This is a genomic window from Nonomuraea sp. NPDC051941, from assembly GCF_044593615.1.
Genome location: NZ_JBIUCF010000003.1, coordinates 531,621 through 549,365 on the forward strand (window position 1 = coordinate 531,621; position 17,745 = coordinate 549,365).

21 protein-coding genes and 1 pseudogene are annotated in these 17,745 nt (G+C 71.2%); 9 read left to right on the top strand and 13 right to left on the bottom strand.

Features of this window, described 5'->3' with window-relative positions:
* Positions 1-74: 74 nt before the first annotated feature.
* Positions 75-1,150: pseudogene (locus ACIHFD_RS09005) on the top strand (RNA-guided endonuclease InsQ/TnpB family protein); the annotation flags it as partial.
* Between the two features lie 30 nt (positions 1,151-1,180).
* On the opposite strand, the gene ACIHFD_RS09010 reads toward ACIHFD_RS09005, so the two are convergent.
* Positions 1,181-1,801, bottom strand: a complete 621-nt coding sequence (locus ACIHFD_RS09010) for a TetR/AcrR family transcriptional regulator (protein WP_350726638.1) — start codon at positions 1,799-1,801, stop codon at positions 1,181-1,183.
* 53 nt (positions 1,802-1,854) lie between these two features.
* The gene (locus tag ACIHFD_RS09015; protein WP_397366240.1) at positions 1,855-1,992 is read right to left on the bottom strand and encodes a hypothetical protein; all 138 of its coding nucleotides are present in this window, start codon (positions 1,990-1,992) and stop codon (positions 1,855-1,857) included.
* Positions 1,993-2,107: 115 nt separating this feature from the next.
* On the opposite strand from ACIHFD_RS09015, the gene ACIHFD_RS09020 reads away from it, so the two are divergent.
* Genes ACIHFD_RS09020 through ACIHFD_RS09030 form a run of 3 tightly spaced genes read left to right on the top strand, consistent with a single transcriptional unit; the run spans position 2,108 to position 3,536 of the window.
* Complete coding sequence (locus ACIHFD_RS09020; RefSeq protein ID WP_397366241.1) at positions 2,108-2,446, top strand: ArsR/SmtB family transcription factor; 339 nt, start codon at positions 2,108-2,110, stop codon at positions 2,444-2,446.
* Positions 2,443-2,913, top strand: coding sequence for an SRPBCC domain-containing protein (locus ACIHFD_RS09025; RefSeq protein WP_397366242.1), 471 nt, complete (start codon positions 2,443-2,445; stop codon positions 2,911-2,913). Before ACIHFD_RS09020 ends, ACIHFD_RS09025 begins: the two co-directional genes overlap by 4 nt.
* Entirely contained in the window at positions 2,910-3,536 is a 627-nt protein-coding gene (locus ACIHFD_RS09030) for a dihydrofolate reductase family protein (protein ID WP_397366243.1), read from the top strand. Before ACIHFD_RS09025 ends, ACIHFD_RS09030 begins: the two co-directional genes overlap by 4 nt.
* A 6-nt stretch (positions 3,537-3,542) precedes the next feature.
* Here ACIHFD_RS09030 and ACIHFD_RS09035 read toward each other — a convergent pair whose 3' ends face one another.
* On the bottom strand, positions 3,543-3,716 hold the full coding sequence (locus ACIHFD_RS09035; protein WP_397366244.1) for a hypothetical protein: 174 nt from the start codon (positions 3,714-3,716) through the stop codon (positions 3,543-3,545).
* Positions 3,717-3,741: 25 nt separating this feature from the next.
* Between ACIHFD_RS09035 and ACIHFD_RS09040 the strand changes: the two genes are divergently transcribed.
* The 3 genes from ACIHFD_RS09040 (at position 3,742) to ACIHFD_RS09050 (ending at position 7,178) form a co-directional block, all read left to right on the top strand.
* Positions 3,742-4,263, top strand: a complete 522-nt coding sequence (locus ACIHFD_RS09040) for a CGNR zinc finger domain-containing protein (protein WP_397366245.1) — start codon at positions 3,742-3,744, stop codon at positions 4,261-4,263.
* Between the two features lie 229 nt (positions 4,264-4,492).
* Positions 4,493-6,157 carry an ABC-F family ATP-binding cassette domain-containing protein gene (locus ACIHFD_RS09045; protein WP_397366246.1) on the top strand — a complete coding sequence of 555 codons (1,665 nt, stop codon included), beginning with the start codon at positions 4,493-4,495 and terminating at the stop codon, positions 6,155-6,157.
* A gap of 37 nt (positions 6,158-6,194) precedes the next feature.
* Positions 6,195-7,178: a hypothetical protein gene (locus ACIHFD_RS09050; protein ID WP_397366247.1), complete on the top strand. Its 984-nt coding sequence runs from the start codon at positions 6,195-6,197 to the stop codon at positions 7,176-7,178.
* 68 nt (positions 7,179-7,246) lie between these two features.
* Here ACIHFD_RS09050 and ACIHFD_RS09055 read toward each other — a convergent pair whose 3' ends face one another.
* Together ACIHFD_RS09055 and ACIHFD_RS09060 are read right to left on the bottom strand one after the other, a co-directional pair.
* Positions 7,247-7,507: a zf-TFIIB domain-containing protein gene (locus tag ACIHFD_RS09055; RefSeq protein WP_350726654.1), complete on the bottom strand. Its 261-nt coding sequence runs from the start codon at positions 7,505-7,507 to the stop codon at positions 7,247-7,249.
* A 58-nt stretch (positions 7,508-7,565) separates the two neighbouring features.
* Positions 7,566-8,420, bottom strand: a complete 855-nt coding sequence (locus ACIHFD_RS09060) for a phosphotransferase (RefSeq protein WP_397366249.1) — start codon at positions 8,418-8,420, stop codon at positions 7,566-7,568.
* Between the two features lie 18 nt (positions 8,421-8,438).
* Here ACIHFD_RS09060 and ACIHFD_RS09065 point away from each other — a divergent pair, with 18 nt between their 5' ends.
* Positions 8,439-9,323: a TIGR03619 family F420-dependent LLM class oxidoreductase gene (locus ACIHFD_RS09065; protein WP_397366250.1), complete on the top strand. Its 885-nt coding sequence runs from the start codon at positions 8,439-8,441 to the stop codon at positions 9,321-9,323.
* On the opposite strand, the gene ACIHFD_RS09070 is transcribed toward ACIHFD_RS09065, so the two are convergent.
* The 3 genes from ACIHFD_RS09070 to murQ are packed head-to-tail and all read right to left on the bottom strand — an operon-like array spanning position 9,320 to position 11,697.
* Positions 9,320-9,703, bottom strand: a complete 384-nt coding sequence (locus ACIHFD_RS09070; protein WP_350726660.1) for a VOC family protein — start codon at positions 9,701-9,703, stop codon at positions 9,320-9,322. The genes ACIHFD_RS09065 and ACIHFD_RS09070 overlap by 4 nt on opposite strands.
* A gap of 9 nt (positions 9,704-9,712) precedes the next feature.
* Positions 9,713-10,786, bottom strand: a complete 1,074-nt coding sequence (locus ACIHFD_RS09075; protein ID WP_397366252.1) for a serine hydrolase domain-containing protein — start codon at positions 10,784-10,786, stop codon at positions 9,713-9,715.
* Between the two features lie 11 nt (positions 10,787-10,797).
* Complete coding sequence (gene murQ, locus ACIHFD_RS09080; RefSeq protein WP_397366254.1) at positions 10,798-11,697, bottom strand: N-acetylmuramic acid 6-phosphate etherase; 900 nt, start codon at positions 11,695-11,697, stop codon at positions 10,798-10,800.
* A gap of 49 nt (positions 11,698-11,746) precedes the next feature.
* Between murQ and ACIHFD_RS09085 the strand changes: the two genes are divergently transcribed.
* Positions 11,747-12,868 (top strand): exo-beta-N-acetylmuramidase NamZ domain-containing protein, encoded by a 1,122-nt coding sequence (locus tag ACIHFD_RS09085; RefSeq protein WP_397366255.1) that lies wholly within the window; start codon positions 11,747-11,749, stop codon positions 12,866-12,868.
* Positions 12,869-12,870: 2 nt separating this feature from the next.
* Here the strand turns inward: ACIHFD_RS09085 and ACIHFD_RS09090 are convergent, their stop codons facing one another.
* Genes ACIHFD_RS09090 through ACIHFD_RS09110 form a run of 5 tightly spaced genes read right to left on the bottom strand, consistent with a single transcriptional unit; the run spans position 12,871 to position 17,741 of the window.
* Complete coding sequence (locus ACIHFD_RS09090; RefSeq protein ID WP_397366256.1) at positions 12,871-13,770, bottom strand: GNAT family N-acetyltransferase; 900 nt, start codon at positions 13,768-13,770, stop codon at positions 12,871-12,873.
* Positions 13,770-14,780: an ABC transporter ATP-binding protein gene (locus tag ACIHFD_RS09095; RefSeq protein WP_363964106.1), complete on the bottom strand. Its 1,011-nt coding sequence runs from the start codon at positions 14,778-14,780 to the stop codon at positions 13,770-13,772. The genes ACIHFD_RS09090 and ACIHFD_RS09095 overlap by 1 nt, the downstream gene beginning before the upstream one ends.
* Positions 14,777-15,832: an ABC transporter ATP-binding protein gene (locus ACIHFD_RS09100; RefSeq protein WP_397366259.1), complete on the bottom strand. Its 1,056-nt coding sequence runs from the start codon at positions 15,830-15,832 to the stop codon at positions 14,777-14,779. The genes ACIHFD_RS09095 and ACIHFD_RS09100 overlap by 4 nt, the downstream gene beginning before the upstream one ends.
* A 2-nt stretch (positions 15,833-15,834) precedes the next feature.
* Complete coding sequence (locus ACIHFD_RS09105) at positions 15,835-16,734, bottom strand: ABC transporter permease (RefSeq protein ID WP_397366260.1); 900 nt, start codon at positions 16,732-16,734, stop codon at positions 15,835-15,837.
* A complete protein-coding gene (locus tag ACIHFD_RS09110) occupies positions 16,731-17,741 on the bottom strand; it encodes an ABC transporter permease (RefSeq protein ID WP_397366262.1) in 1,011 nt (336 codons plus the stop codon). The genes ACIHFD_RS09105 and ACIHFD_RS09110 overlap by 4 nt, the downstream gene beginning before the upstream one ends.
* Positions 17,742-17,745 lie beyond the last annotated feature (4 nt).

Here is a 17,745-nt window from a genome sequence, read left to right on the forward strand (position 1 = left end):
CATCGAGCGAACCGCCGTTCACCAGATCAGGGGCGGCGTTAACTGATCTCGCGACAAAAATGAGGCGTGGCGCGGATCGGACCCGTGCCTACACCCTGGAAGGCAAGCGCGTCTCCTACGTGGAGTCCTCGGCCGCGCTGACGGCGTGGAAGAAGACGCCCGAGCTGGCGTTCCTGGGCGAGGTGTCGTCGGTTCCGTTGCAACAGGCGCTTCGCCATCTTCAGGCGGCCTTCAGCAACTTCTTCGCGCGCCGAGCCGAGTACCCGACGTTCAAGTCCCGCAAGAAGTCGCGCGCGTCCGCGGAGTACACCCGCTCGGCTTTCCGCTGGCGGGATGGACGGCTCACCCTGGCGAAGATGGACGCGCCCCTGAACATCGTGTGGTCGCGCCCGCTCCCCGAGGGGGCCGAGCCGTCCACCGTGACCGTCTCCCAAGACGCGGCCGGACGCTGGTTCGTGTCTCTCCTCATCGAGGAGAGGATCTCCCCGCTTGCTCCGGTGGAGACTCAGGTGGGGGTGGACGCGGGCATCACCGCGCTGGTCACGCTCTCGACCGGTGAGAAGGTCACCAATCCGGGGCACGAGCGGACCGACCGGCGGCGTCTGACCAAGGCGCAGCGGGCGCTGGCTCGCAAGGTCAAGGGCAGCGCGAACCGGGCCAAGGCCCGATTGCGTGTCGCCAAGGTGTACGCGCGGATCGCCGACCGGCGGCGTGACTTCCTGCACAAGCTTTCGACTCGGCTCGTCCGTGAGAACCAAACGGTCGTGATCGAGGACCTCACCGTTCGCAACATGGTGAAGAACAGCAGGCTCGCCCGAGCCATCTCGGACGCGGCCTGGCGGGACCTGCGGATGATGCTGGAGTACAAGACAGCGTGGTACGGGCGGGAACTGGTGGTTGTGGATCGCTGGTTCCCTTCCTCCAAGCTGTGCTCGGCCTGCGGGGCACTCGCCGAAAGCATGCCGATGCAGGTCCGCGCCTGGACGTGCGCCTGCGGCACCTCCCACGACCGGGACGTCAACGCCGCGAGAAACGTCTTGGCCGCCGGGCTGGCGGACAAGTAAAACGCCTGCGGAGCTGGTGTAAGACCTCAACGAGAGTCCTTTCGGGCGGGCAACCGGCGGTGAAACAGGAAGCCTCACGGGCGACCGTGAGAATCCCTCTCGACCGAGGGAGGAAGTCAAATCCTGCATGCCCTTTCGAAGAGGTCGGCGAGTTCGCGCGCGTGCGCGTCGAGGTCGTGGTCGGGATAGGCGGCCCAGTAGCCGAACATGCTGTCCATGGCGGCCGACACCGAGACGGACATGACGCGGAGGTCGAAGTCCCTGAACTCGCCGGTGCGCTGCCCGAGTTGGAAGATCATCTCGATTGCCCGGTAGATCTCCTCGCTGGTGTGCACGCCGTAGCGGGGTTTGCCGTCGGCGCCGCGCAGGTTGTTGAAGATCTCGCCGAGCGCCAGGATCTTCGAGCGGTGCTTGCGCATGTGCGCGGCGTTGGCGACGAAGTACGTCCGCAGCAGGGCGCCGGCCCCCTCCACGCCCTCCATCGCCGCCACCACGTGATCGGCGGCCTCCGTGTAGGCGCGGGTGACCACCTCCTCCATCAGCTCGTCCTTGCCGGCGAAGTGGTAGGAGATGACGCCCTTGCTGATGCCCGCGTGCTTGGCGATGCGCGCAAGGGACGCCTGGGCGAACCCGACGTCGGCGATCACCTCCACGGCCGACGCCACGATCTGCGCGCGCCTGGCCTCCTCGATGAACGAACGGCGCTTCTGGCCATCCGGTTCAATTTCTGACCGCATGGCCAAAATTTAACACATAGGGCCAGAAACGGCGACGCTCGTCGCCTCGCGCCTCAGCTCAGCCGGGACCGGTAGACCGCCCTGGCCTGCTCCAGCAGGGACGCGTGGTCGCCGAACTGGTAGGCGCCGACCAGGCGGCCGTGCTGCCTGATGAGCTGCTCCAGCAGGCCGAGCCACTCCAGGCACCACACGACGTCCTCGCGCCGGGCGACCCGCCGCCCTGAACCGTCCTGATCGGCAATCGTGGTCTGAATCTCGATACTTAGCCCTTGCGCTAACTATTACGGGATGGCCATACTTAGCCGCATGGCACAGTATTCGGCGGAGCTCGACGGGGTGTTCGTCGCACTCGCCGACCCGACCCGGCGCGCCGTCGTCCGGCGTCTCGGCCGCGGGCCCGTGAGCGTCGGCGACCTCGCCCGCGACTTCCCGATGACCCTCCCCTCGTTCATGAAGCACGTGCGGACGCTCGAATCGAATGGGCTCATCCGCACGCTCAAGTCCGGCCGGGTGCGCACCTGCGTGCTCAACCGCGAGCGGCTCGCCCTGGTCGACGATTGGCTCGCCGAGCAGCGCCGGATCTGGGAGGAGCGCACCGACCGCCTCGAACGGTTCGTCACCTACCTGGAGGAGAACCCGCAGTGAATCCCGATCTCGACCTTGCCCTGGAGCGGATCATCCGCGCCCCGCGCGCGACCGTGTGGAGGGCCTGGACGGACCCGTCCCTGCTCGAGAGGTGGTGGGTCCCGGCTCCGTACCGCTGCCGGGTGGACCGCCTGGACCTGCGGCCCGGCGGGGCGTTCGTGACGCGGCTGAGCGACGGCGGGGCCGAGTTCGGCCCGCACCTGGACGCGTGCTTCCTCGCCGTGGACGAGCTCGAGCGGATCGTGTTCACCAACGCGATCGACAGCGCGTGGCGTCCCGCGAGCCCCGCCCCGGTCGCGATCACCGCCACGATCACGCTCAACGATCACCCGGACGGCACGGACTACCGGATCGTCGTCCGGCACGGCGACCCGGAGGCCCGCGCCCATCACGAGAAGCTCGGCTTCGCCGACGGCTGGGGGACGGTCGCCGCCCAGCTGGCCGCTCTCAGCGAGGGCGGGCAATGAAGATCGCTCTCACCGAGTTCCTCACCCTCGACGGGGTCAGCCAGGGACCCGGCTCGCCGGAGGAGGACACCAGCGGCGGATTCACCCGTGGCGGCTGGCTCGTTCCCCACATGGACGGGACGTTCGTCCAGCGGGCCTCCGACTGGCTCGACCTCGCCGACGGCCTGCTGCTCGGACGGCGCACCTACGAGGCGTTCGCACGCGACTGGCCGAAGATCACCGACCCGGCCGACCCGTTCACCGAGCGGATGAACACCCTGCCGAAGTACGTCGTGACGAACACCCTCACCGAAGGGACCTGGAACCCCACGACCATCCTCAAGGGCGACCCGGTCCACGCGGTCGCCGAACTCAAGGCACGGCCGGGCCGCGAACTCCAGATCCACGGCAGCGCCCGTCTCGGCGACTCGCTGCTGGCGGCGGGCCTGATCGACACGCTCCGCCTCGTGATCGCCCCCGCCGTCGTCCGGACCGGCCGGCGGCTGCTGACCGGTGTGGGCGCCCCGTCCGGCCTCCGCCTGCTCCACCACGAGGCCACGCCGAACGGCCTGCTGCTCCTGGAGTACGAGGTGACCGGCCAGGCGCGCCAAGGCGCCTACGAGGGCGTCGCCGCCTTCGCCTGAGCGGCGCTACCGGGAGGCGGCGCGAGGACGGTCGCGGGGCGGGACGGTGGCGACCATGCCCGAGGTGCGCACCTCCCACACGCCGCAGGCACACCGCAGGTAGGAGACCGTGCCCTCGGAGGTGCGGTGGGAGGAGACGACGGCCAGGGCCAGGGGGTCGTGCAGGTGTCCGGAGTGCATGCTTCCAATCTGCTGTAATGGCCTTATGCATTTCAACGCTTACGGTGGCAACGGGGCGGCCCTCGCGGCGGAGCTGGTGAACGCGACCGACTTCAGCCCCGAGGCGGTCGAGGCGATGCTGACCGAGCACCGCCTGGTTCGCACCGTCGTCACGGCCGAGCAGGCCGAGGAGCTGCGGGTGTGGGCGGGGCGGCTGTCGCCGGTGTTCGGGGAGCGGGACCAGGACACGCAGATCAAGCTGATCAACGATCTGCTCGACGTCACCGCGTCCAAGCCGTACGTCAGCGCGCACGACGGGCGCGAGCCCCACCTGCACTTCTTCGACCCCAGCGCGGACGTCGTGTCCAGGGCGAAGGACACCACGGCCGGCGGGCTGGCCATGGCCATGTCGTTCGCGGGCAGGCACCGGCTGGGGCGGTGCGACCGCGACGGGTGCGAGATCGTCTTCGTCGACACCTCCCGCAACGGGCGGCGCCGGTTCTGCTCTCCCGCCTGCGCCAACCGGGTCAACGTCGCGGCGCATCGGGCGCGCGGCCTTGCGAGGTGATCGAGGCGTCGCGTACTCTTTGAACGTCTTATCGCCGAGCCCTGGGGGCAGCTGACGTGAGGATCTGAGGTCGCGGGCACCGCGCCGTTCCGCCCTGTCGTGGGCATGCGCGCACACCTGGACCTCGTGGCGATCCTCGTCGTCCCGAATCCTCTGCTTGTGTTGCGCGCGTTTGCGGTGATTTCCCGCCAAGTCACGAAATTTCGATCTTTGTGACGGGAGCCGCCTTATGTCTTTTTCCATTGTTGTAGATCACGTGTCCTTCGGCTGGCCGGACGGCACCAAGGTGCTCGACGGGCTCGACGCCGCGTTCCCCGCGGGGCGCACCGGGCTCATCGGGACCAACGGGTCGGGCAAGTCCACCCTGCTGAAGGTCATCGCGGGGGAGCTGGCCCCCCGGCCCGGATCCGTGTCCGTCTCCGGAGAGATCGGATACCTGCCGCAGAACGTCCCGCTGGGCGCCGGCCGTACCGTGTCGGACCTGCTGGAGATCAGCGCGACGCGGGCGGCGCTGCACGCCATCGAGAGCGGGGACGTGGCCGAGGAGCACTTCGCGGCCGTCGGCGACGACTGGGACGTCGAGGAACGCGCCCGCGCGGAGCTCGACCGGCTCGGGCTGGACCACGTCGGGCTGGACCGCACGGTCGGCACGCTGTCCGGCGGCGAGACCATCATGGTCGCGCTCGCCGCCCAGCTGCTGAAACGGCCCGAGGTGCTGCTGCTCGACGAGCCCACCAACAACCTCGACCTCGACGCGCGAGAGCGGCTCTACGCCGCGGTCGCCGCCTGGTCAGGCGTGCTGGTGGTGGTCAGCCACGACCGCGCGCTGCTGGAGCTGGTGGACCAGATCGCCGAGCTTCGCGACGGCGCCGTACGCATGTACGGAGGCAACCTGAGCGCCTACGAGGAGCAGGTCGCCGCCGAGCAGGAGGCCGCCCAGCGGATGGTACGGACCGCGGAAGGCGAGATCCGCCGCCAGCAGCGGGAGCTCATCGACGCCCGCATCCGGATCGACCGCAGCCAGCGGGCCGGCCGGAAGGCGTTCGAGAACAAGAAGGCGCCGAAGATCGTCGCCAACGCGCTCAAACGGAAGGCCCAGGTGACGGCGGGCAAGCAGCGCAACCTCGCCATCGAGAAGCTGGAGGAGGCGCGGGGGCGGCTGACGGAGGCGGAGCAGGCGGTGCGGGACGACGCGGAGATCCGCATCCAGCTGCCGGGCACCGAGGTCCCGGCGGGCCGCACGGTCCTGACCCTCCCCCTCGCCCCGCCCCCGGGCCACGGCACTCCCGAAGCCGGTGCCTCCGAGCGGCGTCGCGTGCCGGAGGACCACGAGGTCGGTGAGGAGGAAGTGGCGGGCGATGTGCGCGGCGTGCTGCTGGAGACGCTGGTGGTGCGCGGTCCCGAGCGGATCGCGTTGCTGGGCCCCAACGGCTCCGGCAAGACCACGCTGCTCAAGCGGATCGTCGAGCACGGCGCCCACGTCCCGGTGCGCTACCTGCCGCAGCGCCTCGACGTCCTGGACGACGCGCTGAGCGTGGTGGACAACGTGCGGGCCGTGGCCCCGTCCGCCTCCGTGAACGACGTCCGGGCCCGCCTGGCGCGCTTCCTGTTCAGGGGAGAGCGGGCCAACCAGGCCGTCGGCACGCTGTCGGGTGGCGAGCGCTTCCGGGCGACGCTGGCCGCGCTCCTGTCGGCCGAGCCGCCGCCCCAGCTGCTCCTGCTCGACGAGCCGACGAACAACCTGGACATGGCCAGCGTCCGCGAGCTCTCCCAGGCGCTGAACGCGTACCGGGGGGCGCTCGTCGTGGCCAGCCACGACGTGCCGTTCCTGGAGACGATCGGGATCACCCGGTGGCTGCGACAGGATCGCAATGCCGGACTGTCCGAATCCTGATTGACGGGCAGGGATCAACCGGACGATAGTGTGACAGGTGGCTGGACCCCGGTTGATCTCCTGCGTTCTCGCCCTGGCAACCCTCACGCTCAGCGCGTGCTCCTCGGCGTTACCGTCCCCGACCGGAGGCGAGCCGAAGGTCAGCGGGGTGGCCGGCGGCAACGGCGGCGGCGTGCCCGCCGGCGGCGGCACGGCGGCGCAAACCCCGAGCCCGGCCGCGCTCACGGCCGAGGCCTACAAGGGCGAGCTCCAGAGCAGGCACAAGTCGATGGCGGACGCCATCAGCGCCCTGGCAGGCGCGCGCGGGGTCAAGGCCCTGGACCAGCGCGTCGGCCGCGCTGAGCAGGCGCTGAGCGGGGCCGCGGACGCGCTGGCCGCCATCACCCCACCCGACGCCGTACGGCCCCAGCACGACGCGTACGTGGCCAGCCTGCGCGACTTCGCCGGCGAGCTGGGCTCCACGGCGGGCAAGGTCGGCGCGCGGAACCTGTGCACGTCCTCGGCCGTCCTCATCGACCTCGACGCCAAGCTGGCCGCGCTCGACAAGGCGGGTGCGGCCCTCCAGAGCGCCGGCGACTACCCGGCCGACGTCGTGAGCGTGAAGGCCGGCAAGAAGCAGACCAGGCGGCTGAAGAACGGCTCGTTCATCAAGCGGGCCACCTTCAACGGCCGCAGCTCGCTGGAGATCGACAACGGCGGCACCCGCGACTCCGTGGTGACCATCATGAAGGGCGGGAGCAAGTCCTTCAGCGTGTACGTGCGCAAGAACGCCAAGTTCAAGGTCAAGGGCGTGCGCGACGGCAGCTACAAGGTCTACTTCACGCACGGCGTGGACTGGGACGGCAAGAGCAAGTCGTTCACGCGGAACTGCAGCTTCGAGAGGTTCCAGAAGTCGGTGAAGTTCAAGACGACGTTCACCGCCACGCAGATCCGCTGGCACGACTGGCGGATCACGCTGCACGCGATCGCGGGCGGCAACGCCCGCACCTCGCCCGTGGACCCCGACGACTTCCCTGGCTGACCCGCGGATCCGGACCGCAGGACGCGCGAAGGCCGCACACCCCCACCGGTGTGCGGCCTTCGTCGCGGTCAGGTCGAGAACAGCATGCCCACCCAGCTGCGCTGCCGGTGGTGGTGGCCGCCGTAGTGGCCGCCGCCGTGCGGGGCGCCCCAGGCCGGGCCGGGGGCGGGGGGCGGCGGGGGAGAGGTGTGGTACTGAGTCTCCATCCGGGTCAGCGTCTCGAGCTCGCCGTAGTCGAGGAAGATCCCGCGGCAGTTGTCGCACTGCTCGATGTGAACGCCGTTGCGCTCATAGGTTCGCATGTTCCCGCGGCACTTGGGGCACTGCATCTAGGTCGCTCTCCTTGGCTTCGAGGTCTCAGGTTGAAACCTACCGCGCGCAACCCCGTCACGCTCGGACGATTCTGTTGCACGACTCAACCAACGAATGCTCGACCTCGTCCAGTTCCCGGCCCTCGCGCTCGGCGTTGACCACGGCCACCGCGGCCAGCTGAACGGTCAGCGCCCTGGCCGGTACGTCGAGCCGCCGCCACGGGTCGTCGCCCCGGCCGAGCGCGGGCCCGCCGGAGGCCAGGTAGGCCCCCAGGAACCGCTCCCAGACGGCCGGGTCGAGCAGCCCGGCGGCGTACCAGGCGGCCGGCCTGGCCAGGTCCCACGCCGGGTCGCCGACGCCCAGGTCGTCGACGTCGATGAGCAGCCAGTCGTCGCGGTGGACGAGCTGGCCCAGATGCCAGTCGCCGTGCGTGAGCAGGCCGGGCAGCGGGTCGGGCTCGGGCAGCTCCTCGAAGGTCCGCCTGATGAGCTGCTCCACCGGGCCGTCGCCGCTCATCCGGCCCACCGCCCTGGCGGCCCGCGCGGGCCCGCCGGCGGCGGGAAGGCCGGGCAGCAGGGTGAGGGGGACGGCGTGCAGCCTGGCCAGCAGCCTGGCGCCCTCCTCCCAGGGTGCGGAGTCCGGGTCCTCCTGCGCGACCGGCCGGCCGGCGGGCCAGACCGTCACCGCGCGGCCCGCGACCGTCAGCACCTGGGGGTCGAGCGGGGCCAGCATCACCCCGGTCACCGCGGCCGACGCCGCGCCCCGCAACCGGATCCGCAACGACTCGACGTCGTCGCGCTGCGAGTGGGCCTTGACCACGACCTCGCCTCTACGTAACACCACGACGTCCGTACGCGTCGGATGCAGCACGGGCTCGCCCGTCCCCCCGTACGCTCCGGCGATCCCCGCCAGGTCCTCCTCCAGACTCACTGCTACAGACTAGGGGTCATGAGGATCGGTTTCGCAGTGCCCCAGTCAGGCCCATGGGCGACCCCGGAGAACATGCGCCGCGTCGCCAGGCGAGCGGAGGAGCTCGGCTACCACGAGCTGTGGACGTTCCAGCGGTTGCTGTACCCGGTCGGGCACCCGATGGGGCCGACGTACCGCAGCGTGCACGACCCGCTGATCACGCTGGCCCACCTCGCGGGCGTGACGGAGCGGATCCGGCTCGGCGTGGCCGTCGTCAACGCGTACGTGCAGCCGGTCGTGCTGGCCAAGCAGCTGGCCACGCTCCAGACCGTGTCCGGCGGGCGGCTCACGGCGGGGCTCGGGCTGGGCTGGCTGCCGGAGGAGTTCGAGGCGGCGGGCGTCGGCATGGAGCGGCGGGGGCGCAGGGGCGAGGAATTCGTCGAGGTGCTGCGCGAGGCCTGGGCCGACGACGTGGTCGAGCACCGCGGCGAGTTCTACCGGGTGCCGCCGTCCCACATCGACCCCAAACCCGTGCCGGGGCCGCCGCCGATCCTGCTGGGCGGCACCGCCGAGGTCGCGCTGCGCCGCGCCGCCCGGCTGGCCGACGGGTGGGTGAGCTCCAGCAGGGAGGACCTGTCCGCGATCGCCGCGCGGGTTGGGCTCATCAAGGAGGCGCTGGCGGAGTCGGGGCGCGACGCGGCCGCGTTCCGGTTCGTCTGCCGCGGCGTCACGCAGGTCCGGGCGGCCGGCGACCGGCCCCTGACGGGCATGTACGACAAGATCAGGAGCGACGTGGACGCGCTGGCCGCCAGTGGCGTGACGGACGTCTTCCACGACCTCAACTTCGACCGCGAGTTCGTCACGCTCGACGCCGAGGAGGCGATGCGCCGGGCCGAGGAGGCGCTGGAGGCGCTGGCGCCCTAGCCCCAGCCGCCGTACGGGACCGTGATGATCTCCAGGTTGTGGCCGTTGGGGTCGGACCAGTAGAGGCCGCGGCCGCCGTCGTGGGTGTTGATCCGCTCCGGCTGCGTGTGGTGCGGATCGGCCCAGTACGTCAGGCCGCGGCTCTTGATCCGGTCCCAGATCTGGTCGAACTCCTCCTCGCCGACCAGGAACGCGTAATGCTGCGGCACCACGGCCTCACCCGCCTGGACGACGTCGAGGGAGACGTCGTTGCCGAGCGAGACGACGCGGAACGGTCCGTACACGGGCGCGGGCTCCAGGCCGAGGACGTCCACGAGGAACGCGGCGGTCTCGTCCCTGTCCTTCGCCTGCACGATGGTGTGGTTCAGCTGGACGGACATACCTGCAGGCTACGTCAGGGGCTGGAGCCCGCGCAGGCGCAGCGCCTCCCCGGCCACCGCGTGGCGCAGCTCGCGGATGCCGTCCCGCCCGCGTACGGGGTGGACGGCGTTCGTCAGCAGCACCACGGTCAGCCCGCGGGCGGGATCGACCACCAGCGAGGTGCCGGTGAAGCCGGAATGCCCGAAGGCGCCGGTCAGGGGGCCCACGATGGCCGGATCGCCGATCCGCACGCCCAGCCCGTGCCGGAAGGCGGCCCCTTCGGCGCCCTGGTCGCGCAGCATCTCGGCCACGCTCCCCGGGCGCAGCACAGCACCGCCCTGCCGGATTGCGGCCAGCCGCAGCGCCTCGCCGAAGGCCAGCAGATCCCCGGCCGTGGCGAACAGCCCCGCATGCCCCGCCACGCCGCCCAGCGCGTACGCCGTCTCGTCGTGGACCTCCCCGCGCACGCAGCCCGGCCCGGTCCGCTCCGGCTTCCACTCGGTCGCGGCGACCCGAGACGGCGCGGTGGGCCGGTAGCCGGTGTCGGGCAGGCCGAGCACGTCCGTGACCCGGGCGCGGACCAGCGCGTCGAGCGGCGCGCCGCCCGCCAGCTCGGCGACCCGGCCGGCGATGACCAGGCCGACGTCGCTGTAGAGGTACGGGCCGCCGACCGGATGGGCGATCGGCGTGCGCAGCATGGCCTCCATGCGTTCGGAGGCGTCCGCGCCCGGCAGCTCCAGGTCGATGCGGCGGGTCGGGGGCAGGCCCGCCGTGTGCGTGAGCAGGCGGCGCGGCGTGACCCTCGGGTCGTGCCCCGGTATCCAGGCGGCCACCGGCTCGTCCAGGCCGATCGCGCCCTCCTCGGCCAGCGAGAGCAGCACGGCCGTGGTGAAGAGCTTGCTGATCGAGGCCAGGTCGAAGATCGAGTCGCGGCCGGCGGGCGGGCGCTCCGGGGCCAGGGTCCCCTCGGCGTCGGCGTAGCGTACGAGCTCGCCGGCGGCGGCCGCGGCGGCCACGGAGCCGTCCACGGCGATCAGCGCGACCGCGGCGGCGCACACGCGCGGCACCGCGCCCGCCAGGACCGCCCCCAGCCGGTCGGTCATCCCCGTTCCCCTCAGCCGCTCAGCGCGTCGCTGAGGCGCTCCCCGTGCGACTCCAGCAGCGCTCGTGCCCCCTCCGCGTCGAGCCCGTGCTGGATCATCAGCACGGCGATCTTCGCCTGCCCGCCGGCCGCGTCCAGCGCGGTCTCGGCCGTCTCCAGGTCGGCGCCGGTGATGTCGCTGACCATGCGCAGCGCGCGCCCGGCCAGCTTGTTGTTCATCGCCGACATCTCGATCATCTTGTTGCCGTAGGTACGGCCGAGCTTGACCATCGAGATCGTGGAGATCATGTTGAGCACGAGCTTCTGGGCCGTGCCCGCCTTGAGCCGGGTCGAGCCGGTCACCACCTCGGGTCCCACGACCACCTCGATCGCGTGCTCGGCGGCGGCCGACAGCGGCGCGCCGTCGTTGCACGACAGGCCGACGGTGAGCGCGCCCCGGGAGGCCGCCTCCGCCAGCGCGCCCAGGACGAAAGGAGCCCGGCCGCTGGCGGACACGCCCACCACCGAGTCGAGCGGTCCCACCGCCAGGTCCTTCAACGCGGCGGCGCCGGCCTCGGCGTCGTCCTCCGCCCCCTCGACCGATCGGGTGAGCGCCTCGGGCCCGCCGGCGATGATGCCCTGCACCAGCGACGGATCGGTGCCGAACGTGGGCGGGCACTCGCTGGCGTCGAGCACCGCCAGCCGCCCGGACGTGCCGGCCCCGACGTACAGCAGTCGGCCGCCCTCTGCCATCCTGGCGGAGATCGCGTCGACGGCGGCCGAGATCGCCGGGATGACCACCGCGACGGCGGCGGGCACGGCGGCGTCGGCCTGGTTCATGAGCCGGGCGATCTGCTCGGTCGGCAGCCGGTCGATCTGGCTGTAGCGGGGATCGCTCTGCTCGGTGGACAGCTCGGGTAGTGGATCGATCATGACGCTAATTTCCACCCTCTCCTTCACACTTGTAAATATCTTTCAGACAATGGCTTTCATGCCATACGTACGCATCGGAGCCGAACGGCTGGCCGTGGATACCGCCCTCGCGGGCGGAACCCGCCTCGGCCTGATCACGAACCCCACCGGAGTCCTGCCCGATCTCACCCCCACCGCGGACGCGCTGCTGGCCGCAGGACTGAACCTGACGGCCCTGTTCGGCCCCGAGCACGGCATGCGAGGCACCGCCCAGGCGGCCGGCAGCGAGGCCGACACGGTGGACGAGAGGACCGGGCTGCCGGTCTTCGACACGCACAAGCTCGAGGGCGAGGCGCTCGACCGGACGATCGCGGGGTCGGGCGTGGACACGCTGGTGTTCGACATCGCCGACGTGGGCACGCGCTTCTACACCTACGTCTGGACGATGTACGACCTGATGGCGTCGGCCGCCCGGCTCGGGCTGAGGTTCGTGGTCCTGGACCGGCCCAACCCGCTCGGCGGGACCGTCCAGGAGGGGCCGGCGCTCGACCCGGCGTTCGCGAGCTTCGTGGGCCGCTTCCCGCTGCCGGTCCGGCACGGCAGGACGGCGGGGGAGCTGGCCACGCTGTTCGGGTTCGACGTGGAGCTGCGCGTGATCGAGATGGAGGGCTGGCGGCGCGACATGACGTTCGCCGAGACGGGGCTGCCGTGGGTGATGCCCTCGGTCAACATGCCGACCCCGGACACCGCGCTGGTCTACCCCGGCACGGGCCTCTTCGAGGGCACGAACTTCTCCGAGGGGCGCGGCACGACCAGGCCGTTCGAGCTGATCGGCGCCCCGTACGCCGACGAGCGGTTCGCCCCGGCGCTGGCCGCGCTGGACCTGCCGGGCGTGCGGTTCAGGGAGACGTGGTTCATGCCCACGTTCCACAAGCACGCGGGCGTCGCCGTGCGCGGCGTCCAGCTCCACGTGCACGACCGCGAGGCGTTCAGGCCCGTCCTGACGGGCCTGTCCATGCTGTACACAGCCCGCACCCTCTACCCGGACGACCTGCGCTGGTGGGGCCCCGACCTGTTCATGGACCACCTGTGGGGCTCCGACACCCTGACCCGCTGCCTGGACGCCGGCGAGGACCCCCGGGGCCTCTGCCCGCCGCCGGGAAAGCCGGAAGGACGACTCATCTACGACTGACATCACACCAGATCGCGCCGGTAGAGCCAGAAGACGCGTTCCGCTCGCGCGCCCACGGCGTGCGAGTAGAACCGCAACGGCCCCACCCACCCGATCTGGGCACTGGACTGTCCAGCGGCCCGCTGGTCGGCCAGGCACCTGCGCAGCAGCACCCGTCCGACGCCGAGCCCGCGGGCGTCGGGGGAGGTCCCCATGGGCCCGAACCAGCCCGGCCGGGCGCCCCAGGCGGCGAAGCCCAGGACGTGACCGTCGCGCTCGGCGTAGTGCAGGCCGGCCGCGTGGGCGGCCTCCCAGGCCCAGCGCTCGTTCCACTGCTCCCGGACGAACGCGGCGACGTGCGCGCGGGCCGGGTGGTCCGCGGTGTCGCCGGCCGCGTGCACGCGCACGCCGGAGCGCTCCAGCCGCTCCAGGTCGTCCTCCACGGACAGGTCGGCGCTCAGGTCGGCCGTCATGTTCCAGGCGACGTCGTAGCGGTGGTAGCCGAGGCTCTCGGCCAGGCAGGCGGCCGCAGTGTAGCGGACGTCGATGCCCGGCCAGACGTAGCACGGCGGGTTGCCGGCGAAGCGCGCCTGCCGCGCGCCCTGGCTCTTCAGCCATTCCTCGGCGGCCCGCACCAGCGCCCGCCCGCGCCCCTGTCCCTGCGCGGAGGGGTGCACGGCCAGCAGGTCGATGTGCCCCACCGCCGGATCCGTGCCCGACACGGACGCCATCACCACGCCGCCGTCGGTGGCCAGCGCGCTCCAGCGCCGCTCCGCGGGCGGGCGCGACAGGTAGCCGACCAGGCCGGCGGCCTCGGCGGCGTCCAGCGTCAGCGCGGCGGCGGCGACCTCGGCCGCCTCGGCGACCCCGGCCCCGTCAATGGATCCGGCGGCGGACGTGAAGGTCCGCACGGCGTGGGACATCACACCTCGCTCATCGGGCGGGCGATCACGCTGCGGCGCTCGGGGTAGAAGCACGCGTGCTCCTGCGGCACCCCTTCCGTCAGCTGCAGCAGCGGCCGCTCGCTCGTGCACCGCTCGCCCCTGAACGGGCAGCGGCGGGCGAACAGGCAGCCCTCGTCCGACTGGCTCTCGTCCAGCGACTCCAGCGGCGTCACCGGCTGCTCGCCGGGCAGCTCCAGGCCGTGCAGCACCGGGATCGCCGACAGCAGCGACTGCGTGTACGGGTGCACGGGGTCGGCGATGACCGTGTCCACCGCGCCGCGCTCGACGACCTGGCCGCGGTAGATGACGTACAGCTCGCCGTCGTCGCCAATGTAGCGGGCCGTGGCCACGTCGTGCGTGATGAACAGCACGCTCACGCCGAGCCGCTCGCGCAGGTCCTTCAGCAGCGCCAGGATGCCCAGCCGCAGCGACACGTCGATCATGGAGACGGCCTCGTCGGCGACGAGCATCTCCGGGTCGACGGTCAGCGCGCGGGCGATGACCACGCGCTGCCGCATGCCGCCGGACAGCTGGTGCGGGTAGCGCGACAGCACCGTGCCCGGGTCGAGGCCGACCAGCGACAGCACCTCGGCCGCCCGCTCCTCGACCCACGACCGCGACCGCCCGGTCTGCCCGGCCCGCAGGGACAGCGGGGCGAACAGGGTCTGGTGGACGGTCCTGGTCGGGTTCAGGGCCGAGTACGGGTCCTGGTGGATCATCTGGATCTTGCGGAAGTGCGGCTGGCGCTGCTTCTGCTTGAGCGGCGACATGGAGACGCCGTCGATCAGGATCTCGCCCTCGTCGTACGTCTCCAGCCCGGCGATGATCCGGCCCAGCGTGGTCTTGCCGCACCCGGACTCGCCGATGAACGAGGCCGCGCCGCCCTTCGGGATCGCGAAGTCCACGCCGCGCAGCGCGCGCACCTCGCGGGCGCCGAGCATCTTGCCCCGCTGCTTGAACGTCTTGACGACGCCGGTCCCAGTGATCATGCGTGCTCCTTCACGTTCGCGGTCACGGCGTGGCAGGCCACGACCCGCGACCCGTCGGCGACCGCGAGAGGATCGACGGTGTCGCAGACGTCCATGCGCAGCGCGCAGCGCTCCCTGAACACGCACCCCTCCTTCGGCACGGTCGCCAGCGTCGGCGGCCGGCCGGGCAGAGCCCTGGCCTCGTCGATGTCGCCGACGAGCCGGGGGATGGCCTGGATCAGGCCCCTGGTGTACGGGTGCCGCGGCGCGCCGAGCACCTCCCTGGTGGGGCCCTGTTCGACCAGCCGCCCGCCGTACATGACGGCCAGCCGGTCGGCGACCTCGGCCACCACGCCGATGTCGTGCGTGATGACGAGGGTGGTGAGGCCGCGCTCCGCGTGCACCTCGCGGACGATCTTCAGGATGTTCGCCTGCGTGATCATGTCGAGGGCGGTCGTCGGCTCGTCCAGCACCACCAGGTGGGCGTTGAGGACCAGCGCCAGCATGATGCCGACCCGCTGGCGCATGCCGCCGGACAGCTCGTGCTGGTGCGAGTCGAGCACCCGGGCACCGTCGAGGCCCATCCGCGACAGCAGCTCCTTGGCCTCGCGCACCAGGCCGCGCAGGTCCTCGACGCCGTGCGAGCGGCCCAGGTCGAGCAGTTGCTTGCCGACCGTCTTGAGCGGGTTCAGGGAGTTCTGGGCGGCCTGGAAGACGTACCCGATGTGCTTGCCCCTGGCCTTGCGCAGGTGCTCGCCCTTCAGGCCGACCACGTCGCCGAGCCCGTCGATCTCGACGCTGCCCGCCGAGATCCTGCCCGGGGGCTGGACGGCGTTGAGCAGCGACAGGGCCATCGTCGACTTGCCCGAACCGGACTCGCCGACGATGCCGGTGATCGAGCCCGGCTCCAGGGTCAGGTTGACGTCCCTGACGGCGGGCAGCTCGCCCGCGGGGGTCTTGTAGACGACCGTGAGGCCGTCGATGCGCACGCCCGGCGCTTGCTGAGCCAGGCGGCCTCCGGCCACCTGACTCGGAGCGCTGTATCCGATGGTGCCCTCGCTTCGCTCGGTCACGCCTACTCCTCCCGCAGCCGGGGGTTGAAGATCTCGTCCATGGCGTCCACCACGAGCACGATGGCCAGCGTCAGCAACAGGATCGCCAGCAGCGGCCCGATGAGGAAGCCCAGCGCGCTCGGCACCTGGAGCGCGCCGGAACGGAACACGGCCGTGTTGAGCATCTGCCCCCAGTTGTTCGACTCGTACGGCAGCACACCCAGGAAGAACAGGCCGACCTGCGCGTAGACGCCGCCGGTGACCGCGATGAGCATGTTCATCGCGATGTACGGCGCCATGCTCGGCAGCAGTTCCTTGCCCACGATGTGCCTGGTGGGCAGGCCGAGCCCACGCGCCGCCTCGATGAAGCCCCGCTCGCGCAGCGACAGCGTCTGCGAGCGCACCGCCCGCGCCACGCCGCCCCAGCCGAGCAGCCCCAGCACCAGGCCCATCTGGATCGCGCTGCTGAACTTCCACACCGTGGACAGCACCAGCAGCAGCGGCAGGCCGGGGATGGTCAGCTTCATGTCGGTGAGCCGCATGAGCACGTTGTCCCAGCGGCCCCGCTTGAAGCCGGAGAACAGCCCGATGCCGGTGCCCACGACCACGGTGATGACCGCGGTCACCAGGGCGGCCAGCAGCACGTACCGCGACCCGGTGACCACCAGGGCGACCACGTCACGGCCCTGGTCGTCGGTGCCGAGCCAGTGCTCCCAGCTCGGCGGCTTGGTGATCTGGGTCGGGTCGAGGGGCAGCTGGGCGGGGTAGAACATCGGCCCGAACACGCCCATGAAGACGAACCCGAGCACGAGCACCACGCCCACCATGCGGCTGGGCTTGCGCTTCATCACCCGCCAGACGCCCGTCCAGAAGTTGCGGCGCATGGCGGCGCTGGTCGAAGAGCTCTCGAGCAGGACGCTCATGACGACACCTCCTCCCCGCTGCGGACCCGCGGGTCGATCGCGGAGTAGAACAGGTCGGCGACGATGTTCGCCACGATGATGGACACCGTGATCAGCAGGAACGCCCCGCCCATCAGCGCGTAGTCACGCATGGTGATGCTGTCGAGGAGCAGCAGGCCGAGCCCCGGGTAGTTGAAGATCCGCTCGATGAACACCGCGCCGCCGAGCAGCAGGCCGAGCGACAGCGCGAGGATCGTGAACAGCGGCAGGATCGCGTTGCGCGCGATGTAGCGGAAGATGATCGACCGCTTCATCCCGCGCAGCTCCGCCGCCAGGATGAAGTCGTCGCCGAGCACCGTCACCACGCTCGACTTCATCGCCAGGATCCATCCGCCGTAGGACGCCAGCGCGTACGTCAGCACCGGCAGCACCGCGTGCTGGGCCAGCGAGCCGATGTAGTCGGCGTTGAACCCGGGCTCGAACAGGATGTCCACGGGTCCGTCGGCCGGCAGGATCGGGATCAGCGTCGCGAAGACGGCGCTGAGCAGCAGCCCCAGCACGTACTGCGGGACGCCGTGCAGCAGCGACCCCGAGACGGCCAGGACGTCGCCGAGCTTGCCGGAGCGCTTGATGGCCGCGTAGACGCCCATCACGATGCCGACCAGGAAGCTGAGCAGCGTTCCCACCAGCACCGGTAGAACGGTCCACTTGGCCGCCTCGCCCAGCACCTGGGTGACCGGCGCGCCCGCGTGGGTGATCGACTGGCCCAGGTCGAAGCGGAGCAGGCCCGACATGTACTGGACGTACTGCTCCCACAGCGAGCCCCTGGGCTGGAACCCGTAGAGCACGCGCGTCGCCTGCTCGGCTGCCTGCTGATCCATGCCCTGCTGGATCAGCTTCTGGACGTTCGCGGCCACCGGGTCGCCGGGAATGCTCCTGACGATGAAGAAGCTGATCGTGGCTACGACGAGGATCATGACGACCCCGCGGGCCAGGTGGCCCGCGAGTCGCCGTGCGATTACTACCATAGGC

What these genes read in the sequence shown, in the direction of transcription:
- ACIHFD_RS09010 (WP_350726638.1), bottom strand. Translation starts at nt 1,801, where the DNA reads ATGCGGTCAGAAATTGAACCGGATGGCCAGAAGCGCCGTTCGTTCATC.
- ACIHFD_RS09020 (WP_397366241.1), top strand. Translation starts at nt 2,108, where the DNA reads ATGGCACAGTATTCGGCGGAGCTCGACGGGGTGTTCGTCGCACTCGCC.
- ACIHFD_RS09030 (WP_397366243.1), top strand. Translation starts at nt 2,910, where the DNA reads ATGAAGATCGCTCTCACCGAGTTCCTCACCCTCGACGGGGTCAGCCAG.
- ACIHFD_RS09035 (WP_397366244.1), bottom strand. Translation starts at nt 3,716, where the DNA reads ATGCACTCCGGACACCTGCACGACCCCCTGGCCCTGGCCGTCGTCTCC.
- ACIHFD_RS09040 (WP_397366245.1), top strand. Translation starts at nt 3,742, where the DNA reads ATGCATTTCAACGCTTACGGTGGCAACGGGGCGGCCCTCGCGGCGGAG.
- ACIHFD_RS09045 (WP_397366246.1), top strand. Translation starts at nt 4,493, where the DNA reads ATGTCTTTTTCCATTGTTGTAGATCACGTGTCCTTCGGCTGGCCGGAC.
- ACIHFD_RS09055 (WP_350726654.1), bottom strand. Translation starts at nt 7,507, where the DNA reads ATGCAGTGCCCCAAGTGCCGCGGGAACATGCGAACCTATGAGCGCAAC.
- ACIHFD_RS09065 (WP_397366250.1), top strand. Translation starts at nt 8,439, where the DNA reads ATGAGGATCGGTTTCGCAGTGCCCCAGTCAGGCCCATGGGCGACCCCG.
- ACIHFD_RS09070 (WP_350726660.1), bottom strand. Translation starts at nt 9,703, where the DNA reads ATGTCCGTCCAGCTGAACCACACCATCGTGCAGGCGAAGGACAGGGAC.
- ACIHFD_RS09075 (WP_397366252.1), bottom strand. Translation starts at nt 10,786, where the DNA reads ATGACCGACCGGCTGGGGGCGGTCCTGGCGGGCGCGGTGCCGCGCGTG.
- murQ (WP_397366254.1), bottom strand. Translation starts at nt 11,697, where the DNA reads ATGATCGATCCACTACCCGAGCTGTCCACCGAGCAGAGCGATCCCCGC.
- ACIHFD_RS09085 (WP_397366255.1), top strand. Translation starts at nt 11,747, where the DNA reads ATGGCTTTCATGCCATACGTACGCATCGGAGCCGAACGGCTGGCCGTG.
- ACIHFD_RS09090 (WP_397366256.1), bottom strand. Translation starts at nt 13,770, where the DNA reads ATGTCCCACGCCGTGCGGACCTTCACGTCCGCCGCCGGATCCATTGAC.
- ACIHFD_RS09095 (WP_363964106.1), bottom strand. Translation starts at nt 14,780, where the DNA reads ATGATCACTGGGACCGGCGTCGTCAAGACGTTCAAGCAGCGGGGCAAG.
- ACIHFD_RS09105 (WP_397366260.1), bottom strand. Translation starts at nt 16,734, where the DNA reads ATGAGCGTCCTGCTCGAGAGCTCTTCGACCAGCGCCGCCATGCGCCGC.
- ACIHFD_RS09110 (WP_397366262.1), bottom strand. Translation starts at nt 17,741, where the DNA reads ATGGTAGTAATCGCACGGCGACTCGCGGGCCACCTGGCCCGCGGGGTC.